Annotated in this window: 21 protein-coding genes; 16 read left to right on the top strand and 5 right to left on the bottom strand. The window is 66.0% G+C overall.

Annotated elements, in window-relative coordinates; translation table 11 throughout:
- Positions 1-19: 19 nt before the first annotated feature.
- On the top strand, positions 20-1,468 hold the full coding sequence (gene creC, locus J7396_RS07430; RefSeq protein WP_209261247.1) for a two-component system sensor histidine kinase CreC: 1,449 nt from the start codon (positions 20-22) through the stop codon (positions 1,466-1,468).
- Between the two features lie 124 nt (positions 1,469-1,592).
- Here the strand turns inward: creC and J7396_RS07425 are convergent, their stop codons facing one another.
- A complete protein-coding gene (locus tag J7396_RS07425) occupies positions 1,593-2,405 on the bottom strand; it encodes a C1 family peptidase (RefSeq protein ID WP_057681445.1) in 813 nt (270 codons plus the stop codon).
- Between the two features lie 420 nt (positions 2,406-2,825).
- Between J7396_RS07425 and creD the strand changes: the two genes are divergently transcribed.
- The 7 genes from creD (at position 2,826) to J7396_RS07390 (ending at position 9,332) form a co-directional block, all read left to right on the top strand.
- Positions 2,826-4,145: a cell envelope integrity protein CreD gene (gene creD / locus J7396_RS07420; RefSeq protein ID WP_122272538.1), complete on the top strand. Its 1,320-nt coding sequence runs from the start codon at positions 2,826-2,828 to the stop codon at positions 4,143-4,145.
- A gap of 7 nt (positions 4,146-4,152) precedes the next feature.
- Positions 4,153-4,575 carry a hypothetical protein gene (locus J7396_RS07415; RefSeq protein WP_209261246.1) on the top strand — a complete coding sequence of 141 codons (423 nt, stop codon included), beginning with the start codon at positions 4,153-4,155 and terminating at the stop codon, positions 4,573-4,575.
- Positions 4,576-4,618: 43 nt separating this feature from the next.
- Complete coding sequence (locus J7396_RS07410) at positions 4,619-5,221, top strand: GNAT family N-acetyltransferase (protein ID WP_209261245.1); 603 nt, start codon at positions 4,619-4,621, stop codon at positions 5,219-5,221.
- Positions 5,222-5,345: 124 nt separating this feature from the next.
- Positions 5,346-6,230 carry a carbon-nitrogen hydrolase family protein gene (locus J7396_RS07405; protein ID WP_071118051.1) on the top strand — a complete coding sequence of 295 codons (885 nt, stop codon included), beginning with the start codon at positions 5,346-5,348 and terminating at the stop codon, positions 6,228-6,230.
- 19 nt (positions 6,231-6,249) lie between these two features.
- Positions 6,250-7,341 (top strand): DUF3616 domain-containing protein, encoded by a 1,092-nt coding sequence (locus J7396_RS07400; protein ID WP_122272540.1) that lies wholly within the window; start codon positions 6,250-6,252, stop codon positions 7,339-7,341.
- Positions 7,342-7,408: 67 nt separating this feature from the next.
- The gene (gene gltX / locus J7396_RS07395) at positions 7,409-8,812 is read left to right on the top strand and encodes a glutamate--tRNA ligase (RefSeq protein WP_031423501.1); all 1,404 of its coding nucleotides are present in this window, start codon (positions 7,409-7,411) and stop codon (positions 8,810-8,812) included.
- A gap of 13 nt (positions 8,813-8,825) precedes the next feature.
- The gene (locus tag J7396_RS07390) at positions 8,826-9,332 is read left to right on the top strand and encodes a transcriptional repressor (RefSeq protein ID WP_005912830.1); all 507 of its coding nucleotides are present in this window, start codon (positions 8,826-8,828) and stop codon (positions 9,330-9,332) included.
- A 313-nt stretch (positions 9,333-9,645) separates the two neighbouring features.
- Here the strand turns inward: J7396_RS07390 and J7396_RS07385 are convergent, their stop codons facing one another.
- Positions 9,646-10,287: a TetR/AcrR family transcriptional regulator gene (locus tag J7396_RS07385; RefSeq protein ID WP_008576090.1), complete on the bottom strand. Its 642-nt coding sequence runs from the start codon at positions 10,285-10,287 to the stop codon at positions 9,646-9,648.
- A 106-nt stretch (positions 10,288-10,393) separates the two neighbouring features.
- On the opposite strand from J7396_RS07385, the gene J7396_RS07380 reads away from it, so the two are divergent.
- From J7396_RS07380 to J7396_RS07360, 5 genes are all read left to right on the top strand, one after another.
- Positions 10,394-11,614 carry an efflux RND transporter periplasmic adaptor subunit gene (locus tag J7396_RS07380; RefSeq protein WP_209261244.1) on the top strand — a complete coding sequence of 407 codons (1,221 nt, stop codon included), beginning with the start codon at positions 10,394-10,396 and terminating at the stop codon, positions 11,612-11,614.
- A 16-nt stretch (positions 11,615-11,630) separates the two neighbouring features.
- On the top strand, positions 11,631-14,774 hold the full coding sequence (locus tag J7396_RS07375; protein ID WP_209261243.1) for an efflux RND transporter permease subunit: 3,144 nt from the start codon (positions 11,631-11,633) through the stop codon (positions 14,772-14,774).
- Position 14,775: 1 nt separating this feature from the next.
- A complete protein-coding gene (locus J7396_RS07370; RefSeq protein WP_055026674.1) occupies positions 14,776-16,281 on the top strand; it encodes an efflux transporter outer membrane subunit in 1,506 nt (501 codons plus the stop codon).
- Entirely contained in the window at positions 16,274-16,954 is a 681-nt protein-coding gene (locus J7396_RS07365) for a TetR/AcrR family transcriptional regulator (protein ID WP_209261242.1), read from the top strand. The genes J7396_RS07370 and J7396_RS07365 overlap by 8 nt, the downstream gene beginning before the upstream one ends.
- A 232-nt stretch (positions 16,955-17,186) precedes the next feature.
- Positions 17,187-18,170, top strand: a complete 984-nt coding sequence (locus J7396_RS07360) for an aldo/keto reductase (protein WP_209261241.1) — start codon at positions 17,187-17,189, stop codon at positions 18,168-18,170.
- A gap of 60 nt (positions 18,171-18,230) precedes the next feature.
- Here J7396_RS07360 and J7396_RS07355 read toward each other — a convergent pair whose 3' ends face one another.
- Complete coding sequence (locus J7396_RS07355; RefSeq protein ID WP_057681465.1) at positions 18,231-19,130, bottom strand: LysR family transcriptional regulator; 900 nt, start codon at positions 19,128-19,130, stop codon at positions 18,231-18,233.
- A gap of 200 nt (positions 19,131-19,330) precedes the next feature.
- Between J7396_RS07355 and J7396_RS07350 the strand changes: the two genes are divergently transcribed.
- Positions 19,331-19,801 (top strand): cupin domain-containing protein, encoded by a 471-nt coding sequence (locus tag J7396_RS07350; RefSeq protein WP_031423492.1) that lies wholly within the window; start codon positions 19,331-19,333, stop codon positions 19,799-19,801.
- 108 nt (positions 19,802-19,909) lie between these two features.
- Here J7396_RS07350 and J7396_RS07345 read toward each other — a convergent pair whose 3' ends face one another.
- A complete protein-coding gene (locus J7396_RS07345; protein ID WP_011348053.1) occupies positions 19,910-20,818 on the bottom strand; it encodes an AraC family transcriptional regulator in 909 nt (302 codons plus the stop codon).
- Between the two features lie 224 nt (positions 20,819-21,042).
- On the opposite strand from J7396_RS07345, the gene J7396_RS07340 reads away from it, so the two are divergent.
- Positions 21,043-21,246, top strand: coding sequence for a hypothetical protein (locus tag J7396_RS07340; RefSeq protein ID WP_014090619.1), 204 nt, complete (start codon positions 21,043-21,045; stop codon positions 21,244-21,246).
- 320 nt (positions 21,247-21,566) lie between these two features.
- Here the strand turns inward: J7396_RS07340 and J7396_RS07335 are convergent, their stop codons facing one another.
- Positions 21,567-22,481 (bottom strand): LysR family transcriptional regulator, encoded by a 915-nt coding sequence (locus tag J7396_RS07335; protein ID WP_209261240.1) that lies wholly within the window; start codon positions 22,479-22,481, stop codon positions 21,567-21,569.
- A 99-nt stretch (positions 22,482-22,580) separates the two neighbouring features.
- Here J7396_RS07335 and J7396_RS07330 point away from each other — a divergent pair, with 99 nt between their 5' ends.
- Positions 22,581-23,798, top strand: coding sequence for an MFS transporter (locus J7396_RS07330; protein WP_136732763.1), 1,218 nt, complete (start codon positions 22,581-22,583; stop codon positions 23,796-23,798).
- The last annotated feature ends 35 nt before the right edge of the window (positions 23,799-23,833 follow it).

Below are 23,833 nucleotides of genomic sequence, written 5' to 3'. Positions count from 1 at the left end.
AGCGAGGCCGCGGGCTGACATGCGGCTTGGTCTCAAGCTGTTCCTGGGCTTCTTCCTGATCGTGGGCCTGGCCGCGTTCTTCGTGATGCGCGTGTTCGTCAACGAGGTCAAGCCAGGGGTGCGCCAGGCGATGGAATCCACGCTGGTGGATGCGGCCAATGTGCTGGCGGAAATGGCCAGTGGCGAGTTGGCTGCCGGCACGCTTGCCGATGGCCGCTTCGCGCGCAACGTGGCCAGGGCCCAGCAGCGCGACCCCAAGGCGTGGGTATGGCGCTTTCGCAAGAACACGGTGGATTACCGCGTGACCGTCACCGATGCGCGCGGCGTGGCGGTGTTCGATTCGCTGGGCCGCGACGTGGGCCGCGACAATTCGCGCTGGAACGATGTCTACCGCACGCTGCGCGGCGAATATGGCGCGCGTTCCAGCCCGGACATCGATGGCGACCCTGCCGCCACGGTGATGCATGTGGCCGCGCCGATCTACGCACCGGACGACCCCGGCAAACTGATCGGCGTGCTGACCCTGGCGCAGCCCAATCGCAGCATCGACCCGTTTATCGAAGCCAGCCAGCGCAACATCCTGCAGCGCGGCGCCTGGTTGATCGGCATTTCCGCGTTGATCGGCATTTTGATGACCTGGTGGTTGATGCGTGGCATCGGCCGGCTCAATCGCTATGCGCAGGCGGTGAGCGCCGGCATCCCGGTACCGCCGCCCGAACCGCGTGGCGATGAAATCGGCGATCTGGGCCAGGCGCTGGAGAGCATGCGTCGCAAGCTGGAAGGCAAGGCCTACGTGGAGCGGTACGTGCAGTCGCTGACGCACGAGATGAAAAGCCCGCTGGCGGCCATTCGCGGTGCCTCGGAGTTGTTGGCCGAGCCAATGCCGGAGGCCGACCGCCAGCACTTCGTTGCCACCATCCGCGCGCAGGAACACCGGCTCACCGAAACCATCGACAAGCTGCTGGCACTGGCCGAGGTGGAGCAGCACGGCTGGCTGCAGAAGCGCGAGCCCATCGGTATTGATGGGCTGCTGCAGGCTGCGGCGGACGCGGTGGCGCTGCGTGCAGCGGCGGCGGGCATCACCGTGGAGGTGGACGCAGGGGCTGGCGCGCCAGGCGATCACCACGTACTGGGCGATGGGTTTCTGCTCAGGCAGGCACTGATCAATCTGCTCGAAAACGCCATCGCGTTTTCGACGCAAGACAGCCATGTGCGCCTGCAGGCGCGGCTGCGCGACGGACACTGGGAGTTGCTGGTTGAAGACCGCGGCAGTGGCGTGCCGGATTACGCGCTCGAGCGCGTCTTCGAGCGGTTCTATTCGCTGGCACGCCCGCAGACCGGCCAGCGCAGCTCCGGTCTCGGCTTGCCGTTCGTGCGCGAGGTTGCGCGCCTGCATGGCGGGGACGTGATGCTGGGCAACCGCGATGGTGGCGGTGCGCGTGCGGTGTTGCGCCTGCCGATCGGCTGAGTCGCTGCAGGCCGTTGTCGCGGTTGGCTGGCGCCGGTGGCAGCCGCGCGTTCAAGGCGGCGGCATGCGCCAGGGCACATGCCGCGCCTGCATCACTCAGCGTACGGCGCGTGGCCGCGTCGTGCTAGTACACCACCTCGGCGCCGATCACATCCTTGGCGACCACCGACCAGGACAGTTTGCCGAAGCCTTTGTTGCCCCATGCGGTGCCCCAGCTGTTTTCCACGATCAGTCCTTCGCTGTCGTAGCCCAGCGCGATGACCGCATGCCCGCCCAGGATCGGCGTCGTGGTGTCGTAATCGACCTGATTTTGGGCTGTCAGGTCTTCAAAGCCCTGGCGCACATAGAAGCCGATCGCCACCGGCGTGGAAGAGGCAAGGGCGAGCTTGATCTGTTGGATCAGGGCGCTTCCCCCATTCCCCCTGCCCGAATACAGCACGGTGTAATGGCGATACGGCGTCGGGTTCCTGGCAGCGTTGGCCCTGTCGGCGGCAGTGGGTTGGTGTTTCCAATCGTAGTTGCCCCACGAATAGTGCTGCTCGGTGTCGATGCCCTGCGCAAGCGCGACCTGCAGCGGCGCTTCCAGGGTAGAGCCTTCATCCACGCCGCCGTTGACCTGGCTGTACAGGTACATCGGGGCAAAGCGCGTCTGGGCCTGTCTGTTGGCGTTGGCATACCAACCGGTCAGGGTGTGAGCGGTCGCCCATGACACGCAGGCATCGACCTGGCCCTGGTCGCCCGGCGTGATCGCCCATGCAGTCAGGTCGACTCTGGCAGGCAGCGGTGTGCTCACGCTCGCGGTACCGAACAGCGGGGTGACCGGCTGCATCAACGACGAAGGCTTCAGGCCCATGCCGTGCACTGCCGCCTGCGCGGTGGCGGCGGTCAGGCTCAGGGCGGCGAGCAGGCAAAGGGCGAGCGAACGGTGCGAGTTCATGGAAGGCAGCTCCAGGTTAAGAGAGGAATGCAGTCGTGCGCAGTTGCCAAATCACTGCCGAGTGGGCGTGCGGCCACGGCAGCGCTGATGCAATGCGTGCGGCTCGAGACCTCATCGAAGCGCGGCGAACTGGAAGCTGCGATCAGATGAAAGGAGGGATTCGGGGCTGCGCACCTGCCCGTGCATCGTTACGCGTGAAGTCGCTGCGTGCGGCGGCCAGGCGAAGTGCTGCCGATCAAACGGAAGCTCGTTTTGGGCAGGGGTGGCACTTTGGAGCGTTGAAAGCCGCATTTCGTCAATGCGTCACAGTGCCGGTCGCCGGATGTCCGGGTTGCCCACTTCACATTCGCTTCAAATTCGCCTCAAACCGCCGACACCGGCGCAGCGCACCCTGGCCACCTCCCAAGATGAGGATGGCCGATGAAATCCCTGAAACTGTTGTTGCGGTTCGCCACCATCGGCGGGCTGATCCTGCTGTTGTTGATTCCGCTGCTCCTGATCCGTGGCGCGGTGCAGGACCGGGCGCGCTACCGCGACGAGGCGGTGGAGCGGGTAGCGCAGAGCAAGGCCGGCGAGCAGCAGTTCATCGCGCCGGTGCGGGTGCTGCCGTATACCGAAGACGTGCAGGTCACCGAGCCGGACGAGCAGGGCAACCAGCGCAAGGTCTGGCGCAAGCGCGAAGGTACGCTGCTGCAAACGCCGCGTCGCCTGAAACTCAGCGGCGAAATGGTGCCCTCGGTGCGCGAGGTGGGCTTGTACCGCGTGCAGGTGTATTCCTGGAAGGCCACCTTGCATGCCGAGTACGACCCCTTCGACTACGCGGCTGCGCCGACCCGTGTGTATGGCCAGCCGTATCTGGCAATCGGTATTTCCGACGTGCGCGGCTTGGTCGGCACGCCGCGCTTGCAGGTCGATGGTCGCGCGCTGGCGCTGGAGAGCGGCGCAGGCGCACTGGCCGACCGTTCGGCCGGCATCCACGCCCAACTGGGTCCGCTGGCCGACCCGCTCGCCGGCCGGCTGCAGGACGGCAACGTGGTGGACATGCAGTTCGTGCTGGACGGCACGCGCCGGCTGGCCATCGCGCCGATCGCCGACAACAACGACATCGCCCTGCGCTCGGACTGGCAGCACCCGTCCTTCGGCGGCCGCTTCCTGCCGAATGTGCCGAGCATCGGGCCGAAGGGCTTCGATGCGAGCTGGTCGCTGTCGTCGCTGGCCACCGGTGCGCAGACCCAGTTGCAGTCCAGCCATGCGGCGCTGGATACGCTGGAAGTGCGCCTGGTCGACCCGGTGGACGTGTATACCCAGGCCGACCGCGCCAGCAAGTACGGCATCTTGTTCGTGGTGCTGACCTTCGTGGCCTTCGTGCTGTTCGAGCTGATCAAGCGCCTGCCCATCCATCCGTTGCAGTACCTGCTGGTGGGCCTGGCGCTGGCGATCTTCTTCCTGCTGTTGCTCAGCCTTTCCGAACACATCGCGTTCTGGCAGGCCTATCTGGTGTCGGCGGCGGCGTGTATCGGCCTGCAGTTCTTCTATCTGTCCGGCGTGTTGCGCAGTTGGGTCCGTGCGGCTGGCTTCTCGGTGATGCTCACCGCCTTGTACGCGGTGCTTTACAGCCTGTTGATCTCCGAGGACAACGCGCTGCTGATGGGATCGTTGCTGCTGTTCGGCATCCTGGCCAGCATCATGTGGGTCACCCGCAAGCTCGATTGGTACGAGCTTGGCAATAGCCTGCGCTGAGCCCGGCATGCTGACGCAGGCACACTTGCACCGGCGCGCGCAGCGTTTGCTGCCCGCCGGTATCGACACGGTGGCGCTGCTTCCCGCAGCGCTGCCGCACGTTTGGGAGAGCTCGGCGCTGTCGGCCTTGCCGCTAAACCGCGACAGGCGCCGCGGGGTGGTGGGCCTGCAGCTGCACGCACGCACCGCGCAGCAACTGCGCAGCGGCGGGCATGCGTTCCTGCAGGCGGCAGCGCAGCAGCACACCCGTACCGGCCACGCCCGGGCACACAGCTATGGGCCGTGGCAACGGCTGAGCAATGGCAGCTACTGGGCACGCAGCACCGATGCGCTGCTCGGGGTACTGCTGGCCACCGACGAAGCGGCGGTGTGGTTGCTGTGGCAACAACCGCAGACCTGCATTTCGAACCATGGTCATTGGCTGCGTTGAAGCATCGCATTGCAGCCACGCCTTGCTGGCTTACCATGGCGGCATGGCTGGCTCCTCGTTAATGGTGGAAACGGTGCGCGGCACGCAGGTGCTGCCGCATCTGGATGCAGTGGCGCAGCTGCGCATCAGCGTGTTCGGCGCATGGCCGTATCTGTACCAAGGCGATGCCGCATACGAGCGCGACTATCTGGCGGCCTATGCGGCATCGCCGGACAGCGTCTTCGTGCTGGCGCGCGATGGCGATGCGGTGATCGGTGCATCGACCGGTTTGCCGCTGCTCGATGACAGCGACGCGTTCCACGCACCGTTCCGTGCGGCAGGCATCGATCCGGCCGGCGTGTTCTATTTCGGCGAATCGGTGCTGCTGCCGGCGTATCGCGGGCAGCGTATCGGTCATGCATTTTTCGACCGGCGCGAAGCGCATGCACGCGCGTTGGGCCGCTTTGCATCGACCGCGTTCTGTTCGGTGGAACGCGCGCCCGACGACCCGCGCCAACCAGCCGATTACCGTCCCAACGATGCGTTCTGGCGCAAACGTGGCTACGCCCCGCAGCCGGGCATGCGCGTGCACCTGCAGTGGGCGGAGTTGCAACATGGCGAGATCGACCACAGCTTGGTTGTGTGGACACGTGCGTTGTCGCAGTGAGCGCGGCCAGCGCCCTACAGCCACCGACAAGCATCACGAGCGGTCTGCAAGATCGCTGCACAATGCGTTGGCGAGCTGGTCTGATTGCTTCGCCGCTTCGATCCAACACCCCAAAGGCCACCAGATGAAAATTGCCGTTGCCAAATACCCCATCGGCAAGCCAGTCGACTTCGCCGCGTTTGCGGCGCGCCAGTCGGCCCTGATCGCCGAAGCCGCCGCTGCCGGTGCGCGGGTGGTGGTGCTGCCCGAATATCTGTCGCTGGAACTGGGCGCAACGTTCGACACGCAGATTTCTGCCGGCCTGCCCGAATCGCTGGCGGCCATCCAGGCGCTGCGCGCGCCGTGGCTGGAACTGTTTGCCGACCTGGCGCGGGAACATCGGCTGCACCTGATTGCCGGCAGTTTTCTGCTGGATCTGGGGCACGGCCGCTACCGCAATCGCAGCGACTGGTTCACCCCGGAGGGCCTGCACGGCTGGCAGGACAAGTTGCAGCTCACCGGTTTCGAAAAGGCCACCGGGCTGATCGAGCCGGGCGAGGAACTGAAGGTGTTCGAACTGGACGGCATTCGCGCCGCGATCGCGATCTGCTACGACAGCGAGTTCCCGCTGCCGGTGCGTGCGCAATACGAGGCCGGTGCACGGTTGTTGATCGTGCCCAGCTGCACCGACACCGCCGCCGGCGCCATGCGCGTGCGCATCGGCTGCCTGGCGCGCGCGCTGGAAAACCGCGTGTTCGTCGCGCAATCGGTGACTGCAGGCCAAGCGCCGTGGAGCCCGGCGTTGGACATCAATACCGGCGAGGCGGCGGTGTTTGCGCCGATGGATGTCGGCTTCCCCGCCGACGGCGTGCTGGCGCAGACCCAGGGCGAGACGGTGTGGGCACTGGCCGAGTTGGACTTTGCGGCGTTCGAGGCCAGCCGCGCGCAGGCGCAGGTGGCCAACGACCGCGATTGGCCGGGGCAGTTGGCGGCCGATGTGGTGCGTGCCAAGCTGGCCGCGTTCGGTTGATCCCTCATCCTAGGTGCCCATGGCCAAGAAAACCCTGATTCCGCATAGCGTCAGGCTCGAATTCGCGCCCGGTGCGCTGGTGCACAGCAATCTGTCCGGCGCCGCCTTCACCGACGATTGGCTGTGGGTGGCCGGCGACGAAGCCTGCGCGGTGGATCGGCTGCGCAAGCTCGATCCGGTACGGCGCGAGACGCTGCGCTTCGGCGAAGGGCAGAGCTTTCCGTTGGCTGACCTGCTGGATCTGCCGGGCGAAGACGGCGAGGAAGCCGACCTGGAGGGCATGGGCCTGTCGGACGGATTCTTGTGGGTCGTCGGTTCGCACGGCAGCAAGCGCAAGAACGCCAAGCGCGGCCGCGACGACGCCGAAAACGCGAAACGCCTGACCAAGTTGAAGCTCGATGGCAACCGCCGCTTGCTTGCCTGCCTGCCGATCGAGCAGGCGCAAGACGGCAGCCCGCAGCTGGTACGCCAAGCCGCCGACGGCCGCCGCGCACTTCGCCTCAAGGGCGATGCCAAGCACAACCAACTCACCGACCTGCTGGCCGACGACCCGCATTTCGGCCCGTTCCTGAAGATTCCCGGCAAGGACAACGGCTTCGATATCGAAGGCATCGTGGTCGATGGCCAGCGCTTGCTGCTGGGCCTGCGTGGGCCGGTGCTGCGTGGCTGGTCGGCAATGCTGGAGATCCAGGTGGAAGCGCATGGCGACCATCTGCGCCTGGCACCGCTGGACGAAGACGGCACCCTGCTGCGCAAGCACTTCCTGCAATTGGGCGGGCTGGGCATTCGCGACCTGCATTATTCCGGCGACGATCTGTACCTGCTCGCCGGGCCGACAATGGTGCTGAATGGCGAGATTCGCCTGTTCAAATGGCCGGATGCGCGCACCGTGCTGGCCGCCAACCGCGCACCGGTGCGCTTTCAGCACGACCTGCTGGAATCGGCAGTGCTGCCGCATGGCAAGGATTGCGACCGCGCCGAGGCCATCTGCAACCTGCCCAGGCACCTGGCCGGCAAGATTCCCACCTGGCTGGTGCTGTACGACGCCCCGGGCACGGCACGCAGCGGCGGCGATTGCGTGGTGTACGGCGACCTGCTGCGCAACCGCTGAGCCACGGGCCGGGCAGGGCCACGCCGCGCAAGGTAAAATCGGCCGACTCCCGTCCGCCGAGCGCTCCATGACCTGCCGCACCCGTTTCGCCCCCAGTCCCACCGGTTACCTGCACATCGGCGGCGCCCGCACCGCCCTGTATTGCTGGCTGGAGGCACGTCACCGCGGCGGGCAGTTCGTGCTGCGCATCGAAGACACCGACCGCGAGCGCAGCACCCAGGCGGCCATCGACGCCATCCTGGAAGCGATGGACTGGCTGGGCCTGGGCTACGACGAAGGCCCGATCTACCAGACCCAGCGCATCGCGCGCTACCAGGAGGTTGCCGAGCAGTTGCTCGCGCAGGGCAAGGCGTATTACGCCTACGAAACCCGCGAAGAACTCGACGCCATGCGCGAGGCCGCCATGGCCAAGCAGGAAAAGCCGCGTTACAACGGCGCTGCCCGCGAGCAGAACCTGCCGTATCGCGACGACCCCAACCGGGTCATCCGCTTCAAGAATCCCGTCGGCGGCACGGTGGTGTTCGAGGACCTGATCAAGGGGCGCATCGAGATCGCCAACAGCGAGCTCGACGACATGGTGATCTTCCGCCCGGACGGCTTCCCCACCTACAACTTCGCGGTGGTGGTGGACGACTGGGACATGGGCATCACCGAGGTGATCCGCGGCGACGACCACATCAACAACACCCCGCGCCAGATCAATATCTACGAAGCACTGGGCGCACCGGTGCCCAGGTTCGCGCACATGCCGATGATCCTGGACGAGCAGGGCGCCAAGCTGTCCAAGCGCACCGGCGCGGCCGACGTCATGCAGTACAAGGACGCCGGCTATCTGCCGCATGCGCTGATCAATTACCTGGCGCGCCTGGGCTGGTCGCATGGCGACCAGGAGCTGTTCACCCGGCAGGAATTGCTGGACCTGTTCGACGTCAAGGACGTCAATTCCAAGGCCGCGCGCCTGGACATGGCCAAGCTCGGCTGGGTCAATCAGCATTATCTGAAGACCGACGACCCGGCCAGCATCGCCCCGCAGTTGGAATACCAGCTTGCCAAGCTCGGTGTGGACATCGCCGCCGGCCCGGCCGCCGCCGATGTGGTGGTGGCCTTGCGCGAGCGCGTGCAGACCTTGAAGGAAATGGCCGAAAAAGCCGTGGTCTGGTACCAGCCGCTGGAAACCTATGACGAAGCGGCGGTGATGAAACACCTCAAGCTTGGCGCCGAGGTGCCGCTGGGCAAGGCGCGCGAGCTGCTGGCTGCCGTGGATGCGTGGAGCGTCGAAAACGTCTCGGCTGCGCTGCACGACGCTGCTGCCGCGCTGGAACTGGGCATGGGCAAGATCGCCCAGCCGCTGCGCGTGGCCATCACCGGCACCCAGGTCAGCCCGGATATTTCGCAAACGGTGTACCTGGCCGGACGCGAGGGTGCCTTGAAACGCATCGATGCGGCACTCATCAAGATTGGAGCGGCCTGACGCCGGAGCCTGTATGACCAAGCACACCCACGCACCAGATCTCGCCTGCACTGCACCGCATCACCACGTCGACGATGCCAACGGTTTCGTGCGCGCGGTGGAGCGTGCCTGCAGCGAACGCGGCCTGCGGCTGACGCCGATCCGCGCGAACGTGCTGCGGCTGATCGCCGACGCCGGCAAGCCGGTCAAGGCCTATGAACTGCTGGACTGGGTGCGCGAAGGCAAGGGCGTCGGCGCCGACGCCCCGCCCACGGTGTACCGCGCGCTGGATTTCCTGATGGCCAACGGCTTCGTGCACAAGCTCGAATCGGTCAATGCGTTCGTCGCCTGCCACCACCCCAACAGCGCCCAGCATTCGGTGCCGTTCCTGATCTGCGACCGCTGCCACAGCGCGGTGGAGCTGGAAGATCGCGACGTGGTGTCGCAACTGGAAGCCCGCGCCAAGGCGCTGGGTTTCCAGCCGCAGGCACAGACGCTGGAAGTGCATGGCCTGTGCGCGAAATGCGCAGTGGCGGAGTAACCAGCCGCTAGGTCGTGCCTCGACGCGGCCTGTTCCAAGGTGCTGGTTGCGCAATGCCCGGGCGGCAACATGCGTGCGATGGCAACGTGTTCAAGCGCAAGCGCAACACCGTTCAATCGCTGCAGCAGCATTCCTGTGCCGGCCGTACAGCGCAGCCTCGCTGCCCGGTTGCGTCATGCGGTGATGATGCTGCTGCGCTCAAGCCAGCGGCGCGGCAGGGCAGTTAGGCGCCTGAGTGGACTGCAGGCCTGGCGTCCGTATGCGCGCACTGCGCCTCGTGGCGCAGTGCAATGCAGTGAAGTCGCAAAGGGCGTCACGCCGCCTTGCCTGCCTTGCCGCCATACGCGGCCAGAAACGTCTGCACCGCACGTCGCGTCGCGTCGCGCAGAAACTCGGGCGTGGGGTCTTTGAGTGCGCCAAACAGGCAGGGCATCAAGGTTTCCGATTCCAGCAAGGCCGCGTACTGGTGGGCGGCAAGCAGGGTGTCTTGGCAATGGAGCAGGCCGCAATCCACCTGTGCCTGCAGGTATTCGGCGAAGCGCTGTATGCCTTCTTCCTGGCCGGCGCTGAAATATAGTGCGCCGACCGCCGATCTGCCGGATACCCCGATGATGGTCTGCCAGCTGGTGATGTTGGGCGGGGCGCACAGGAAGGTCAGCACATCCTCGCCGAAGCGCTGCAGAGCCTCATCGACCGGGCCGCTGCTTTGCGAAAGCGCATGCAGCAATGGGTCGAAATAGCGGTCGGACATGTCCTTGGCAACGGCCACGAACAGCTCTTCCTTTGACGGAAAGTAGCCATACAGCGTGCGCTTGGAGCCGCCTACGCGGGCGGCGATCTGCGACATCGACGCGCCCTCGAAGCCCAGCTCGAGGAAGACCTCGCTGGCTGCCTGGACGATGGCCTCGCGTTTTTCTTCGGTTCTGACCCGCATCAGGTTCTCCCAATAATTCATAAGTATACCGACTGGGCAGAAATGCTTGACGGCCACGGATGTGCTTATTAGGATACCGAACCGTACCGTTTAGATTTAATCATCACACCTCCTGCGGAGACTGCCCGTGCGTGCTCATGCCTCGTTTCGCCTGTCGTTGCTTGCTGTTGCTGTTGCCGTTGCCGCCACCGCCCTGCTCAGTGCCTGCGGCAGCCCACCGGGAGGCCCGCCGCCGCAGGAAGGCACTCCGGAAATGGGCGTGCTGACCGTCAAGCAGCAACCGGTGACGCTCACCACCGAATTGCCGGGGCGCACTGTTCCGTACCTGATCTCCGAAATTCGTCCGCAGGTGGGCGGCATCATCCAGTCGCGCCAGTTCACCGAAGGCGGCGACGTCAAGGCTGGCCAGACCCTGTACCAGATCGATCCGGCCCAGTACCGCGCCAGCTATGCCAGCGCGCAGGCGTCCCTGGCCAAGGCCGAGGCGACCCTGCGCACCGCGCAGCTCAAGGCCGAGCGCTACAAGGAACTGGCGCAGATCAAGGCGATCAGCCAGCAGGAAGGCGACGACACCGATGCCGCGCTAGGCCAGGCCAAGGCCGACGTGGCAGCCGGCAAGGCGAGCGTGGAAACCGCGCGCATCAACCTGGCGTTTGCGCGGCTCGACGCACCCATCTCCGGACGCATCGGCCGCTCCAGCGTGACCCCGGGTGCGCTGGTGACCGCCAACCAGGCCACGGCGCTGACCACCATCCAGCAGCTGGACCCGATCTACATCGACGTCACCCAGCCCAGCAGTGCGGTGTTGCGCCTGCGGCAGGCGATGGCGCGCGGCGATCTGGAACAAGCCGGCGACGGTGCGGCCAAGGTGTCGCTGTTGCTGGAAGACGGCAGCACCTACCCGTTGCAGGGGCACCTGGCGTTCTCCGACGTGACCGTCGACCAGAACACCGGCTCGATCACCCTGCGCGCGGTCTTCCCCAACCCGAACGCCGAGCTGTTGCCAGGCATGTACGTGCGCGCGGTGCTGCAGGAAGGCGTCAAGGAGCAGGGCATGCTGGTGCCGCAACAGGCGGTCTCGCGCAACGGCGCGGGCAAACCCACGGCCTTTGTCGTCGGCGCCGACCAAAAGCTGCAGTTGCGGGTGCTGGAGACCGATCGCGCGGTGGGCGACCAGTGGCTGGTGCGCAGCGGCCTGAAGCCCGGCGAGCAGGTGGTCGTCGAAGGCGCATCGCGCGCACGCGATGGCATCGTGGTCAAGACCGTGCCGTGGCAGCCCAAGGCCACACCCGCCGCCGGCAATGCTGCCGGTCTTGCCGCCGCGACCGCACCGCGTGCGGCCAACTAAGGCGGGATCACACGTCATGGCACGTTTCTTCATCGATCGTCCGATCTTCGCCTGGGTGTTGGCCATCATCGTGATGCTGGCCGGCATCCTGTCCATCGCCACCTTGCCGATCGCGCAATACCCCAGCATCGCACCGCCGGCAGTCGCCATCACCGCCAACTACCCGGGCGCCTCGGCGCAGACGCTGGAAGACACCGTCACCCAGGTCATCGAGCAGAAGATGAAGGGGCTGGACCGCCTCAGCTACATGGCGTCTACCAGCGAATCCAGCGGGGCGGTGACCATCACCCTGACCTTCGAAAACGGCACCGATCCGGACACCGCGCAGGTGCAGGTGCAGAACAAGTTGTCGCTGGCCACGCCGTTGTTGCCGCAGGAAGTGCAGCAGCAGGGCGTGACGGTGACCAAGTCGGCCACCAACTTCCTCAACGTGCTGGCCTTTACGTCCGAAGACGGCAGCATGAGCGATTCGGACCTGTCCGATTACGTGGCTGCCAACGTGCAGGAAACCATCAGCCGCGTCGAAGGCGTGGGCGACACCACCTTGTTCGGTTCGCAGTACGCGATGCGGGTGTGGATGGACCCCAACAAGCTGAGCAATTTCAGCCTCACGCCCGTGGATGTGCGCAACGCGATCCAGGCGCAGAACGCGCAGATTTCCGCCGGCCAGTTGGGCGCGTTGCCGGCGGTGGCCAACCAGCAGCTCAACGCCACCATCACTGCACAGACCCGGCTGAAGACCGCCGAGCAATTCGAAAACATCCTGCTGCGCACGCAGTCCGATGGCTCGCAGGTGCGCTTGGGCGATGTGGCGCGCATCGAGCTGGGCAGCGAAAGCTACAACACGGTGGGCCGCTACAACGGCAAGCCGGCCGCCGGTCTGGCGATCAAGCTGGCGACCGGCGCCAATGCGCTGGACACGGTGCGCGCGATCGACAAGAGCCTGGAAGAGCAGGAAAAGTTCTTCCCGCCCGGCATGAAGGTGCAAAAGCCGTACGACACCACGCCGTTCGTGCGCATCTCCATCGAACAGGTGGTGCACACGCTGGTGGAAGCGGTGGTGCTGGTGTTCCTGGTGATGTACCTGTTCCTGCAGAACTTCCGCGCCACCCTGATCCCGACCATTGCGGTGCCGGTGGTGCTGCTGGGCACCTTCGGCGTGCTTGCGGCGTTCGGTTTCACCATCAATACCCTGACCATGTTCGCGATGGTGCTGGCGATCGGTTTGCTGGTGGACGATGCCATCGTGGTGGTGGAAAACGTCGAACGCGTGATGAGCGAGGAGCAGTTGTCGCCCAAGGACGCCACGCGGAAATCGATGGACCAGATTTCCGGCGCGTTGATCGGCGTGGCGCTGGTGCTGGCGGCGGTGTTCGTCCCGATGGCGTTTTTCAGCGGATCCACCGGTGTGATCTACCGGCAGTTTTCGATCACGATCGTCTCGGCGATGACCTTGTCGGTGCTGGTGGCGATGATCCTGACCCCGGCCTTGTGCGCCACCTTGCTCAAGCCGGTGCACAAGGGCCACGGCCTGGCGACCACCGGGTTCTTCGGTTGGTTCAACCGCCTGTTTGATCGCGGCAACACCGGCTACCAGGGCGTGGTACGGCACATGCTTGGCAAGGGCTGGCGCTACATGCTCGCCTACGCGGCGTTGCTGGCCTTGGTGGTGTTCGGGTTCATGAAATTGCCGGTGGGATTCCTGCCGGACGAAGACCAGGGCACCTTGTTCGTGCTGGTGCAGTTGCCGCCCGGTGCCACCAACGCGCGCACCAGCGAGGTGCTCAAGCAGGTGGAGCATCATTTCCTGGTCGACCAGAAGGAGTCTGTTGCCGGTGTCTTCGCCGTGACCGGTTTCAGTTTTGCCGGTAGCGGCCAGAACGTGGGCTTTGCCTTCGTCAAGTTGCGGCCGTGGGACGAGCGCACCGGCAAGGGCCAGAGCGTCACCGACGTGGCGGCCAGGGCCGGGGCATTTTTTGCCGGTATCCGCGATGCCAAGGTGTTTGCGTTCGCGCCGCCTGCGGTGTCGGAGTTGGGCAATGCCACCGGCTTCGATCTGATGCTGCAGGACCGCGCCAACCTGGGTCACGCAGCGCTGATGCAGGCGCGCAATCAATTGCTGGCCGAACTGTCGCAAGACAAGCGCCTGGTGGCGGTGCGCCCGAATGGCCAGGAAGACACGCCGGAGTTCAAGCTGGAAATCGACCCGCATAAAGCGCAGGCGATGGGCGTGTCGATCTCCGACATCAACGATACCTTTTCCAGCGCATGGGGCAGCACCTACGTCAACGACTTCATCGACAAGGGCCGGGTCAAGAAGGTGATGCTGCAGGCCGATGCGCCCTACCGCATGAACCCGCAGGACATCGACCATTGGTTCGTGCGCAACAGCGCCGGCACCATGGTGCCGTTCAACGCCTTCGCCACGGCAAGCTGGCAATCCGGCTCGCCGCGCCTGGAGCGCTACAACAGCGTGCCGTCGATGGAGATCCTGGGCATGGCGTTGCCGGGTGCGGCCTCCAGCGGCGAGGCGATGCAGATCGTCGAAGCCGCAGCCGCCAAGCTGCCTCCGGGCATCGGTTTCGAGTGGACCGGGTTGTCGCGGCAGGAAAAAGCCTCGTCCGGTCAGACCGGGCTGTTGTACAGCGTCTCGATCCTGATCGTGTTCCTGTGCCTGGCCGCGTTGTACGAAAGCTGGGCGATTCCGTTCTCGGTGATTCTGGTAGTGCCGCTGGGCGTGTTCGGCACGCTGCTGGCAGCGATGCTGACCTGGAAAATGAACGATGTGTACTTTCAGGTGGGCTTGCTCACCACCATTGGCCTGGCATCGAAGAACGCGATCTTGATCGTGGAGTTCGCAAGGGAATTGCACGAGGGCGGCAAGAGCCTGGTGGCTGCAGCATTGGAAGCGGCGCGCATGCGCTTGCGGCCGATCCTCATGACCTCGCTGGCCTTCATCCTCGGCGTGGTGCCGCTGGTGTTGACCAGTGGCGCCGGCGCCGGCGCGCAGCACGCGCTGGGCACGGCGGTGATCGGCGGCATGCTCTCCGGCACGGTGCTGGCGATCTTCTTCGTGCCGCTGTTCTTCGTGCTGGTGTGCGGCCTGTTCCAGCGCCGTCCACAGCCTGCCTCGCCCGCACCGCAACCGACAGGACACTGACATGACCACGATTCGCACGACACTCTGCGCGCTTGGCGTGGCCAGCGTGCTGTCCGGTTGCACGCTGATGCCGCGCTACACACGGCCCGACGCACCGGTGCCAGCGCAATTTGCCGGCACCGACGTGTCGGCAGCCCCTCCGGCTGCCACTGCCGATAGCGGCAGCGCCGCCGACGCCGCGTACATTGCCGATATCGGCTGGCGCCAGGTCTTCACCGACCCGGCGCTGCAGCAGGTGATTGCGCTGGCCTTGGACAATAACCGCGACCTACGCGTGGCCGCGCTCAATATCGAGGTGGCACGCGCGCAATATCGGGTGGACCGCGCCGCGCTGCTGCCCGCCATCGAGGGCACCGGCACCGCCAACAATGCGCGCACGCCCTCGGAGCTTGCCATTCCCGGCCAGCCGCAGGTGTTCCGCACCTACAGCGCCAATATCGGCGTCAGTGCCTATGAGCTGGACCTGTTCGGCCGCGTGCGCAGCCTGAAGGAACAGGCGTTGCAGCAATTCCTGTCCACCGCCGAGGCACGCCGCAGTACGCATATCAGCCTGGTGGCAGAAGTGGCCACCGCCTATCTGACCTTGGCGGCCGACCAGCAGTTGCTGCAGCTGGCGCAATCCACCCTGGCCAGCCAGAGCGACAGTTATCGCCTGCAGCAGCGCAGCTTCGAACTGGGTGCGGCCTCGCAACTGACCTTGCGTCAGGCGCAGACCACGGTGGAAACCGCACGCGTGGATGTGGAGCGCTACACCGCGCAGGTGGCGCAGGATCGCAATGCCCTGGTGCTGCTGGTCGGCACGCAAGTGCCGGTGGAATTGCTGCCGCATGCACTGCCCGACAACGCGAGCGTGGAAGGCAATGTGTTGGCCAGCGTGCCGGCCGGCTTGCCGTCTCAGTTGCTGCAACGTCGCCCCGACATTCTGGAAGCCGAGCGCAACTTGCGTGCGGCCAACGCCAATATCGGTGCGGCGCGGGCAGCGTTCTTCCCCAGCATCAGCCTGACCGCATCGACCGGTTCGTCCAGCAGTAGCCTGTCCAGGCTATTCGATGCCGGGACGCGCGCCTGGAGCTTCGTGCCCACGCTGACCTTGCCGATCTTCAATGCCGGGCGCAATCGCGCCAATCTGGACATGGCCAAGGCCAACCGCGATATCGAGGTGGCGCGCTACGAAAAGTCGATCCAAAGCGCGTTCCGCGAGGTCTCCGACGCGTTGGCGCAGCGCGACACGCTGGGCAGGCAACTGCAGGCCCAGCAAGCGCTGGTGGATGCCACTGCCGATAGCTACCGATTGTCGCAGGCGCGTTTCGAACGCGGCATCGACAGCTATCTGCAGGCGCTGGATGCGCAGCGTTCGCTGTACAGCGCGCAGCAGACCTTGATCAACACCCAGCTGTCGCGCTTCACCAACCTGGTGACGTTCTACAAGGCCATGGGCGGGGGCTGGCTGCAAAGCGCAGCGCCCACTGCCGCCGCGGCCCCGGCAACGGAGCCGCCGCGTGGATGACGACGCACCGTCGGTTGCGCCCAGGCGTGCGCCGCACGACAAGCGTGGCGCCATCCTGGCGGCGGCACGCGTGCTGTTTCAGCAGCACGGCTTCGACAGGACCAGCATGGACACCATCGCCGAGCGCGCGATGGTGTCCAAGGCCACGGTATATGCGCATTTCGCGTCCAAGGAGGTGCTGTTCCGCACCACCCTGGAAGCGCTGGCGCAGGCCTCGCCCAATCGCTGGACGGCCTTGCTGGAGCTGCAGGGGCCGCTGGAGCAACGCCTGACTGCGGTAGCCGATGCAGTGCTGCGCGTGTCTGCCAGCAGCATGCGGGATGATGCCGCGTATGGCCTGGTACGCCCGCCACTGCTGCCTGGCCAGGTGCGCGAGGAAATGTGGACGCTGTGCTTCGAGCGCTACGACACCATGATGCGCACGCTATTGGCGCGCGAGGTGCAACGCGGCGCATTGGTGATCGACAACCTGCCCGATGCATCGGTGCATTTTTTCGGATTGATGACCGGGCGGCCGGCCACCGCTGCCGCGCGCGGCGATGCGCCAGAGGCGCAATCGGTGCAGCTGGATGCGTATGTCAGCGGCGCGGTGGCGTTGTTCCTGCGTGCGTATCGTCCCGCATCTGCACTGGTTGAGGCGGATCGCAAGCGCGAGGTGCCCAGCGGGTTCTAGTTGCGGCAGCAGGGCGGCGCGCTGGATGGCTGGCGTCGGTAGCGCGCCGTCGTCGTCTCGTGCGCAGATCCTACGGTCAGCCTGCGCGTTGATGAGGGTCGCTCATAAGGCTTAGCGTCGCCCGCTGTGCAATGCGCCTGTGGCACCGGACTATCGTGGCGCATCGGTGCTGCAGCGGTGTTGTTGTCTGCGGCGGACTCATTCGATGCGGCCGTTGCCGCGGGAGCAAACGATGCAAACACGACAGTTGGGAAACAGCGGATTACGTGTGTCTGCGCTGGGGCTGGGCTGCATGGGCCTGAGTTATGGCTACGGGCCGGCGACCGCGCACAAGCAGGCTGTCGCCTTGCTGCATGCGGCAGTGGAGCGCGGCGTTACCTTCTTCGATACGGCCGAGGCTTACGGGCCCTTCGCCAACGAGACGTTGCTGGGTGAAGCGCTGTCGGCGCAGCGCGAGACGCTGGTGATTGCGACCAAGTTCGGCTTCAAGGAAGGGCAAGCCGACGCCGGGCTGGACAGCCGTCCCGAACGCATCCGTGCGGTGGCCGAGGCCAGCCTGACGCGTCTGAAGACCGACCGTATCGACCTGTTCTATCAACATCGCGTGGACCCGGCGGTGCCGATCGAAGAAGTGGCGAGCACGGTCAAGGACTTGATCGCCGAAGGCAAAGTGATGCATTTCGGCTTGTCCGAAGCGTCCGCCGATACCATCCGGCGCGCACACGCGGTGCAGCCGGTGACCGCAGTGCAGAGCGAGTACTCGCTATGGTGGCGCGAGCCGGAAACCAGTGTGCTGCCAACGCTGGAAGAACTCGGGATCGGCTTTGTGCCATTCAGTCCGCTCGGCAAGGGATTTTTGACCGGTGCCATCCGAGCCGACACGCAATTTTCCGCCGACGATTTCCGCAATCAGGTTCCGCGGTTCGCTGCCGAGGCGCGGCAGGCCAATCAGGCGCTGGTCGAACGCATCCAGGCCATTGCAGCCGACAAGGCCGCCACGCCGGCGCAGGTGGCGTTGGCGTGGTTGCTGTCGCGCAAACCATGGATCGTGCCGATTCCCGGCACCACCAAGCTGCATCGCCTTGACGAAAATCTGCGCGGTGCTGCATTGACCTTGAGTAGCGAGGAGCTTGCGCGTCTCCAGCAGGCGCTGGATGCGGTGGCGATTGTCGGTGCGCGTTACAGCCCGGAGCGGCAGAAACTCATCGGCAAATAACGTCAGCGGTCTTGCCTGCCGCACGCGTCATCGCGCCCGGGCACGCTCTGTACGAGCGTGTCAACGCACCAGATCGTGCCGCAATGCATCGATCACGACCTTGAGCGCGCTGGAGGATTGGCGGCGGCTGGGGTAGTAGGCGTAATAGCCTGCGAACGGCTCGCACCAGTCTTCCAGCACGCGGCGCAGCCGCCCGGCGGCCACGTGCTCCAGCACCATGGTCTCCGGCAGAAAGGCCAGGCCGCCGCCTGCCAGTGCAGCGCGCAGGATGGCGCTGCTGCCATTGAAGGTCCATTGCCCGTCCACGCGCACCTTCACTTCGCGCCCGTCCTTGTCGAAATCCCACGGCAGCAAACCGCCGTGGGTGGGCAGGCGTAGACAGACGCAATTGTGCTGCGCCAGATCGGCCGGTACTGCCGGGATGGTGTGGTGCACGAAATACCCCGGCACTGCCACCACAGCCATGCGCTGCATCGGGCTGATCGGTACCGCGATCATGTCCTTGGCGACCTGATCGCCGAGCCGGATGCCGATGTCGTAGCGTTCTGCAACGATGTCGGCCAGGCCGTAGTCGACGGTCAGTTCGACCTTGAGGTCCGGGTAGTCTGGCAGCACCTTCGACAATGCCGGCCAGATGTAGGCATCGGCGGCATGGCCGGCGGTGGTGATGCGGATGGTGCCGGCCGGCTTGTCGCGGAAGTCGGTGAGCGCGGACAACTGCGCGTCGATCTCTTCCAGGCGCGGTGCCACGGTTTCGAACAGGCGTGCCCCGGCTTCGGTCATCGCCACGCTGCGCGTGGTGCGGGTCAACAGGCGAATGCCCAGCCGCGTCTCCAGTGCGCGCACGGTGTGGCTGAGTGCCGACTGCGAGAGGCCCAGTTGCGCGGCGGCACGGGTGAAGCTGCCTTCGCGCGCTACCGTGACGAACACCTGCAGGTCATTGAGATTTTCCCGTGCCATTGCCACCAATGCCCGCGTCAGGCATGCCATTCATGCGGCTGCATCATGCGCGAATGTGCGTGATGGCTTCAATGCAGCAGCAGGCACTCCGCGGCGCTGCGGATTGATGCGCCGTGTTTCTGGGAGCATGCGCGGTTAGCCGGTTAGTGGCCTCGGGCAAGCGCGCTACAGTTCGAACACTCGAATCAAGGAGCACTGCAATGAATCTGTTCGCGACTGCAATGTCATTGTCGATGATGGCCGCCGTGGTTCCTGATGAGGCCGCGAGACCGATCAGGGTGAGCAAGGCGGGTGGGGCGCCGTCGGCAGTGGGGTCGGCCGCGTATTTCACCGGCAAGGTGCGCATCGATGCACCGTTCCAGGCCGACGCACCGGCACGCGTCGGCGGCGCCACCGTCACCTTCGAGCCGGGCGCGCGCACCGCATGGCATACCCATCCGCTGGGCCAGACGCTGATCGTGACCGCCGGCGCCGGGCGCGTGCAGGAGTGGGGCAAGCCGGCGCAGCAGATCCGCCCGGGCGATATCGTGTGGATTCCGCCCGGCGTCAAGCATTGGCACGGCGCCAATGCCAACGTGGCGATGACGCATATCGCCATTACCGAATCGCAGGACGGCACGCCCGTCACCTGGCTGGAGCAGGTGAGCGAAGCGCAATATGCGGCTGAGTAGACAGCGGTGATGCCGATGCTGGCGCGGTGACGGTGCCGCCTCGGCGTGAGTGGACGCTGCGGCGGATTGCCGGGGCTGCTGCGCGGCCCGCGCTGCGCCCGGCAGACCTCACGCCGCTTCGGTGGCGTCCTGCGCGTTGGCACGCAGCCGTTGCGCATCGCGCGCGGGCGAGATGCCGAGGATGCGTGCATAGTCGCGACTGAACTGCGATGCGCTCTCATAGCCAACCCGGAAGCCGGCGTCGGCAGCGGTCAGCGCCTCGGCGACCATCAGGCGGCGCGCTTCGTGCACGCGCAGCTGCGAGCGGTATTCCAGTGGCGTCATCGTGGTCACCGCCTTGAAATGCGCATGGAAGGTGGAGCGGCTCATCGCCGAGAGATCGGCGATCTGCTCGATGCTGAAGCGCTGCGCATAGTGCTCGCGCAACCACACGATGGCCCTGGAAATCTGGTTGAGCCGGCTGTCGGCGATGGCCATCTGGCGCACTGCCGCATTGGCCGGGTCGGCCATCAGGCGGTACAACAGTTCGCGCACGATCAGGGGAGCGAGCGCGGCAATTTCATGCGGTCGATCGAGCAGGCGCGCCAGCCGTAACGCTGCGTCCTGCAACTGCGGCGTGCTGCGATTGAGCAGCAGCCCGGCCGATGCCGCATCGCGCTGCGTGTCCACCAGTTCCGGATGATTGATCGCCAGCTCGCTGAGCACCGCGGTGTCCAGGTCCAGGCAGAAACACAGATACGGTTGCGCGCTGCTGGCTTGGATCACCGAGCCGACGATGGGCAGATCCACCGACGCCACCAGGTACATCTGCGGGTGATAGACATACGCCTGCGCGCCCAGCATTGCCTGCTTGCGGCCTTGCGCCACCAGACACAGCATGGGTGTATAGACAGTGGGCATGGCCACTGTCGGCGCTGCGCTACGCATGATCTGCAATCGGGCGATCTGCGTGGGATGCATGCCGTCGCCAGGCGCATGACGCAGCAAGATCGTGCTCAATTCGGTCAGCGAAGACATGCGAAAACCCGTCGACGATGCGATGCGGCCCGGCCGCGAGGGCACCGATCGTACAAGAGTGCAGGTGGTGTGGGCGGCAAGGTCCATCGCGCGGGCGGTGGGCTTGCGCCCGATGGACAGCGCGGCAGCAGTCGTGGCCGCCTGCGCGTGAACTGCGTCGGCCCTGATAGGGCGATCACAGGCCGGCCGTATCATGGCGAGGTCTCTCGCATTCACTTGCTGCCATGCCCGCAAAACGTTCCAGCTTTCCAACGCCGACCAGCCCGGCAGAGTGGAAGCGGCTCCAAGCCGCTGCCGCCACCGAATTGGCGCGGCGCACCGCACAGGCGCATCTGCAGATCCTGGGGCTGTTGCGGACGCATGGACATCTATTGAGCGATGCGCAGCGGCGTAGCCTGCACAAACGCCTGCTGCGCGGCGGGCGTTGATCTGCGGGAGCGATTGCCTCGGCGGTTGCGCACGCTGCCGGCCTCAGCTTGTGGTCGTGCACGGTCATGCCGATAGCACGATGCAGCAGCTCGCCAGTCACCTCATGCGACCGAAGGCTGCGCGTTCGGGCCGCCAGCCAGTCGCGCAGTCGGGGCGCGTGAGACGCAGCGACCATGCATCGATGCCGCCGTTTCCGAAGGTGACTGGCATGCCGCAAACGGCGCCCTACACCTGCTCGCAGTCGCGGCAGGCGCGTTTCGCTGCAGCGCCTTCCGCACGGCAACCGCCGGTGCCGGCCGGTCCTATGCGCGCGGCGGCGTTATGTCGCCAGGTCCCAAGGCGGCTGCTCGCCCAGCCGCTCCAGCAGGAAATCCACGAACGCACGCACGCGCGGCGGTTGCAGCTGGCGCGCCGGCGTCACTGCGCTGATGTGCGAGGTGGGCGGGGGGTAGTCGCGCATCACTTCGACCAGGCGGCCGCTGCGCAATTCGTCGGCGATGTGCCAGTACGAATGCACCGCGATGCCCTGGCCGGCGACCACGGCGTCGCGCACCAGCTCGCCGAAGTTGCTTTCGAAGCGGCTCTGCATGCGCACGCGCACCAGCCCACCGTCGGGCGTTTGCAATGTCCACACGTCCTGGCGGCCGTCACGGCCCATCAGCAGCACGCCGGCGTGCTGTGCAAGTTCGTCCGGCGTGCGCGGTATGCCGTGACGCTGCAGATAGGCGGGCGAGGCCGCCAGGGTACGGCGGTTGTCGGCAATGCGCCGGGCCACCAGCCCGGAGTCCTCCAGTGGTCCGATCCGGATCGCCAGATCGAAGCCCTGTTTGACCAGGTCCACCAGGTCGTCGCTCAGGTGCGCGCTGATGCGCAGGCGCGGATGGCGGGCCTGGAATTCCGGCAGCAGCGGCGACACGTATTGCCGCCCGAATGAGGCGGACATGGTCATGCGCAGCACGCCACCCACGTCGTGCGCGCTTTCGCGCAGATCCTCGGCCAGCGCGTCCAGATCTTCCACCAGCACGCGGCCACGTTCGGCCAGCCGCTGCCCTTCGGCAGTGGGATGCAGGCGGCGCGTGGTCCGGTGCAGCAGGCGCACGCCCAATTCGCGTTCCAGGCGCTTGAGACGCTGGCTGGCCACCGCCACCGACAGATCCAGGCTACGCGCGCCTGCGGTGATCGAGCCCAGGTCGAGCACGCGCAAGAACAGGGCAATATCGCCAAGACGGTCCATGCGATTGTCAATGATTGCTTGAAAGTGAATCAGGATAGCAGGGCTTTCTGTAAGTAAACGCAGGGCGCAGGCTGTGCGCAGTCCTCCCTGGCCATGCCCATGTCCAATCTCACCTCTGCGCGTGCGTCGCGCTTTCCGCCGGCATTGCTGGCATTGACCATCGGTGCCTTCGGCATTGGCACGACCGAATTCGTGATCATGGGGCTGCTGCAGCAGGTGGCCGCCGATCTGGGCGTTTCGCTCAGCGCGGCAGGCCTGTTGATCAGCGGTTATGCGCTGGGCGTGTTCGTCGGTGCGCCGGTGCTGACCCTGGCCAGCGCACGCCTGCCGCGCAAGGCGGTGCTGATCGGGCTGATGCTGATCTTCACCGTCGGCAACGTGGCCTGCGCGCTGGCGCCGGACTACACCAGCCTGATGCTCGCGCGGGTGCTGACGTCGCTGGCCCACGGCACGTTTTTCGGCGTCGGCGCCGTGGTGGCGACGTCGCTGGTGCCGGCCGAACGCCGTGCATCGGCCATCTCGCTGATGTTCGCCGGGCTGACCGTGGCCACCTTGCTCGGGGTCCCGGCCGGTGCTTGGCTGGGCCTGCAACTGGGCTGGCGCGCGACCTTCTGGGCGGTGGCAGCGATCGGCGTGCTGGCCACTGCCGCGGTCGCGGTGTGGGTACCGGCCACGGCAGGTGCTGCCACGCCGGTGTCGTGGCGGCAGGAAATGGCGGTGTTGCAGCGGGGGCAGGTGCTGCTGGCGCTGGCGATCACGGTGGTGGGCTACGCCGGCGTGTTCGCGGTGTTCACCTACATCCAGCCGCTGCTGCTGCAGGTCACCGGCCTTGCGCAATCGGCAGTGTCGCCGGTGCTGCTGGTGTTCGGCGTGGGCATGATCGTCGGCAATCTGCTCGGTGGCCGGCTGGCAGATCGTCGCCCCACCGCGGCCCTGCTGGGTAGCCTGGCCGCCCTGGTGGTGGTGCTCGGCGCGCTGGGGTGTGTCCTGCACAGCAAGGCCGCCATGGTGGCCTTTGTCGGGCTATTGGGCGTGGCCGCCTTTGCCACCGTGGCGCCACTGCAGTTGCGCGTGCTGGAACACGCGCGTGGCGCCGGCCAGAACCTGGCCTCCAGCCTCAACATCGCCGCCTTCAACCTGGGCAATGCGCTGGGCGCATGGCTGGGTGGCGTGGTGATCGCCACGCAGGCGGGCCTGGCCGCAACGCCCTGGGTGGCCGCGCTGTTGAGTGCCATCGGGCTGGGCATGGCGCTATGGAGCGTGCAGTTGCAACGCCGCCGCGCGACTGCGCCACTGGCCTGTACGCAGATGGGGTGAGGTGATCGCGCGCTGGTCATTCGCCGGGTTGGCGC

This window comes from Xanthomonas sp. A1809 (assembly GCF_017746015.1).
Classification (GTDB): Bacteria; Pseudomonadota; Gammaproteobacteria; order Xanthomonadales; family Xanthomonadaceae; genus Xanthomonas; species Xanthomonas euvesicatoria.
Note: the sequence above shows the minus strand (reverse complement) of the source record. Positions and strands in the feature narration are given on the sequence as shown.

Bases quoted from the DNA above. Each gene is read 5' to 3' on its own strand.
- J7396_RS07390 (WP_005912830.1), top strand. From the start codon at position 8,826: ATGACCAAGCACACCCACGCACCAGATCTCGCCTGCACTGCACCGCAT.
- J7396_RS07405 (WP_071118051.1), top strand. From the start codon at position 5,346: ATGAAAATTGCCGTTGCCAAATACCCCATCGGCAAGCCAGTCGACTTC.
- J7396_RS07415 (WP_209261246.1), top strand. From the start codon at position 4,153: ATGCTGACGCAGGCACACTTGCACCGGCGCGCGCAGCGTTTGCTGCCC.
- J7396_RS07385 (WP_008576090.1), bottom strand. From the start codon at position 10,287: ATGAATTATTGGGAGAACCTGATGCGGGTCAGAACCGAAGAAAAACGC.
- J7396_RS07340 (WP_014090619.1), top strand. From the start codon at position 21,043: ATGCCCGCAAAACGTTCCAGCTTTCCAACGCCGACCAGCCCGGCAGAG.
- gltX (WP_031423501.1), top strand. From the start codon at position 7,409: ATGACCTGCCGCACCCGTTTCGCCCCCAGTCCCACCGGTTACCTGCAC.
- J7396_RS07375 (WP_209261243.1), top strand. From the start codon at position 11,631: ATGGCACGTTTCTTCATCGATCGTCCGATCTTCGCCTGGGTGTTGGCC.
- J7396_RS07425 (WP_057681445.1), bottom strand. From the start codon at position 2,405: ATGAACTCGCACCGTTCGCTCGCCCTTTGCCTGCTCGCCGCCCTGAGC.
- J7396_RS07330 (WP_136732763.1), top strand. From the start codon at position 22,581: ATGTCCAATCTCACCTCTGCGCGTGCGTCGCGCTTTCCGCCGGCATTG.
- J7396_RS07400 (WP_122272540.1), top strand. From the start codon at position 6,250: ATGGCCAAGAAAACCCTGATTCCGCATAGCGTCAGGCTCGAATTCGCG.
- J7396_RS07350 (WP_031423492.1), top strand. From the start codon at position 19,331: ATGAATCTGTTCGCGACTGCAATGTCATTGTCGATGATGGCCGCCGTG.
- J7396_RS07355 (WP_057681465.1), bottom strand. From the start codon at position 19,130: ATGGCACGGGAAAATCTCAATGACCTGCAGGTGTTCGTCACGGTAGCG.
- J7396_RS07410 (WP_209261245.1), top strand. From the start codon at position 4,619: ATGGCTGGCTCCTCGTTAATGGTGGAAACGGTGCGCGGCACGCAGGTG.
- J7396_RS07360 (WP_209261241.1), top strand. From the start codon at position 17,187: ATGCAAACACGACAGTTGGGAAACAGCGGATTACGTGTGTCTGCGCTG.
- creC (WP_209261247.1), top strand. From the start codon at position 20: ATGCGGCTTGGTCTCAAGCTGTTCCTGGGCTTCTTCCTGATCGTGGGC.
- creD (WP_122272538.1), top strand. From the start codon at position 2,826: ATGAAATCCCTGAAACTGTTGTTGCGGTTCGCCACCATCGGCGGGCTG.
- J7396_RS07345 (WP_011348053.1), bottom strand. From the start codon at position 20,818: ATGTCTTCGCTGACCGAATTGAGCACGATCTTGCTGCGTCATGCGCCT.
- J7396_RS07370 (WP_055026674.1), top strand. From the start codon at position 14,776: ATGACCACGATTCGCACGACACTCTGCGCGCTTGGCGTGGCCAGCGTG.
- J7396_RS07335 (WP_209261240.1), bottom strand. From the start codon at position 22,481: ATGGACCGTCTTGGCGATATTGCCCTGTTCTTGCGCGTGCTCGACCTG.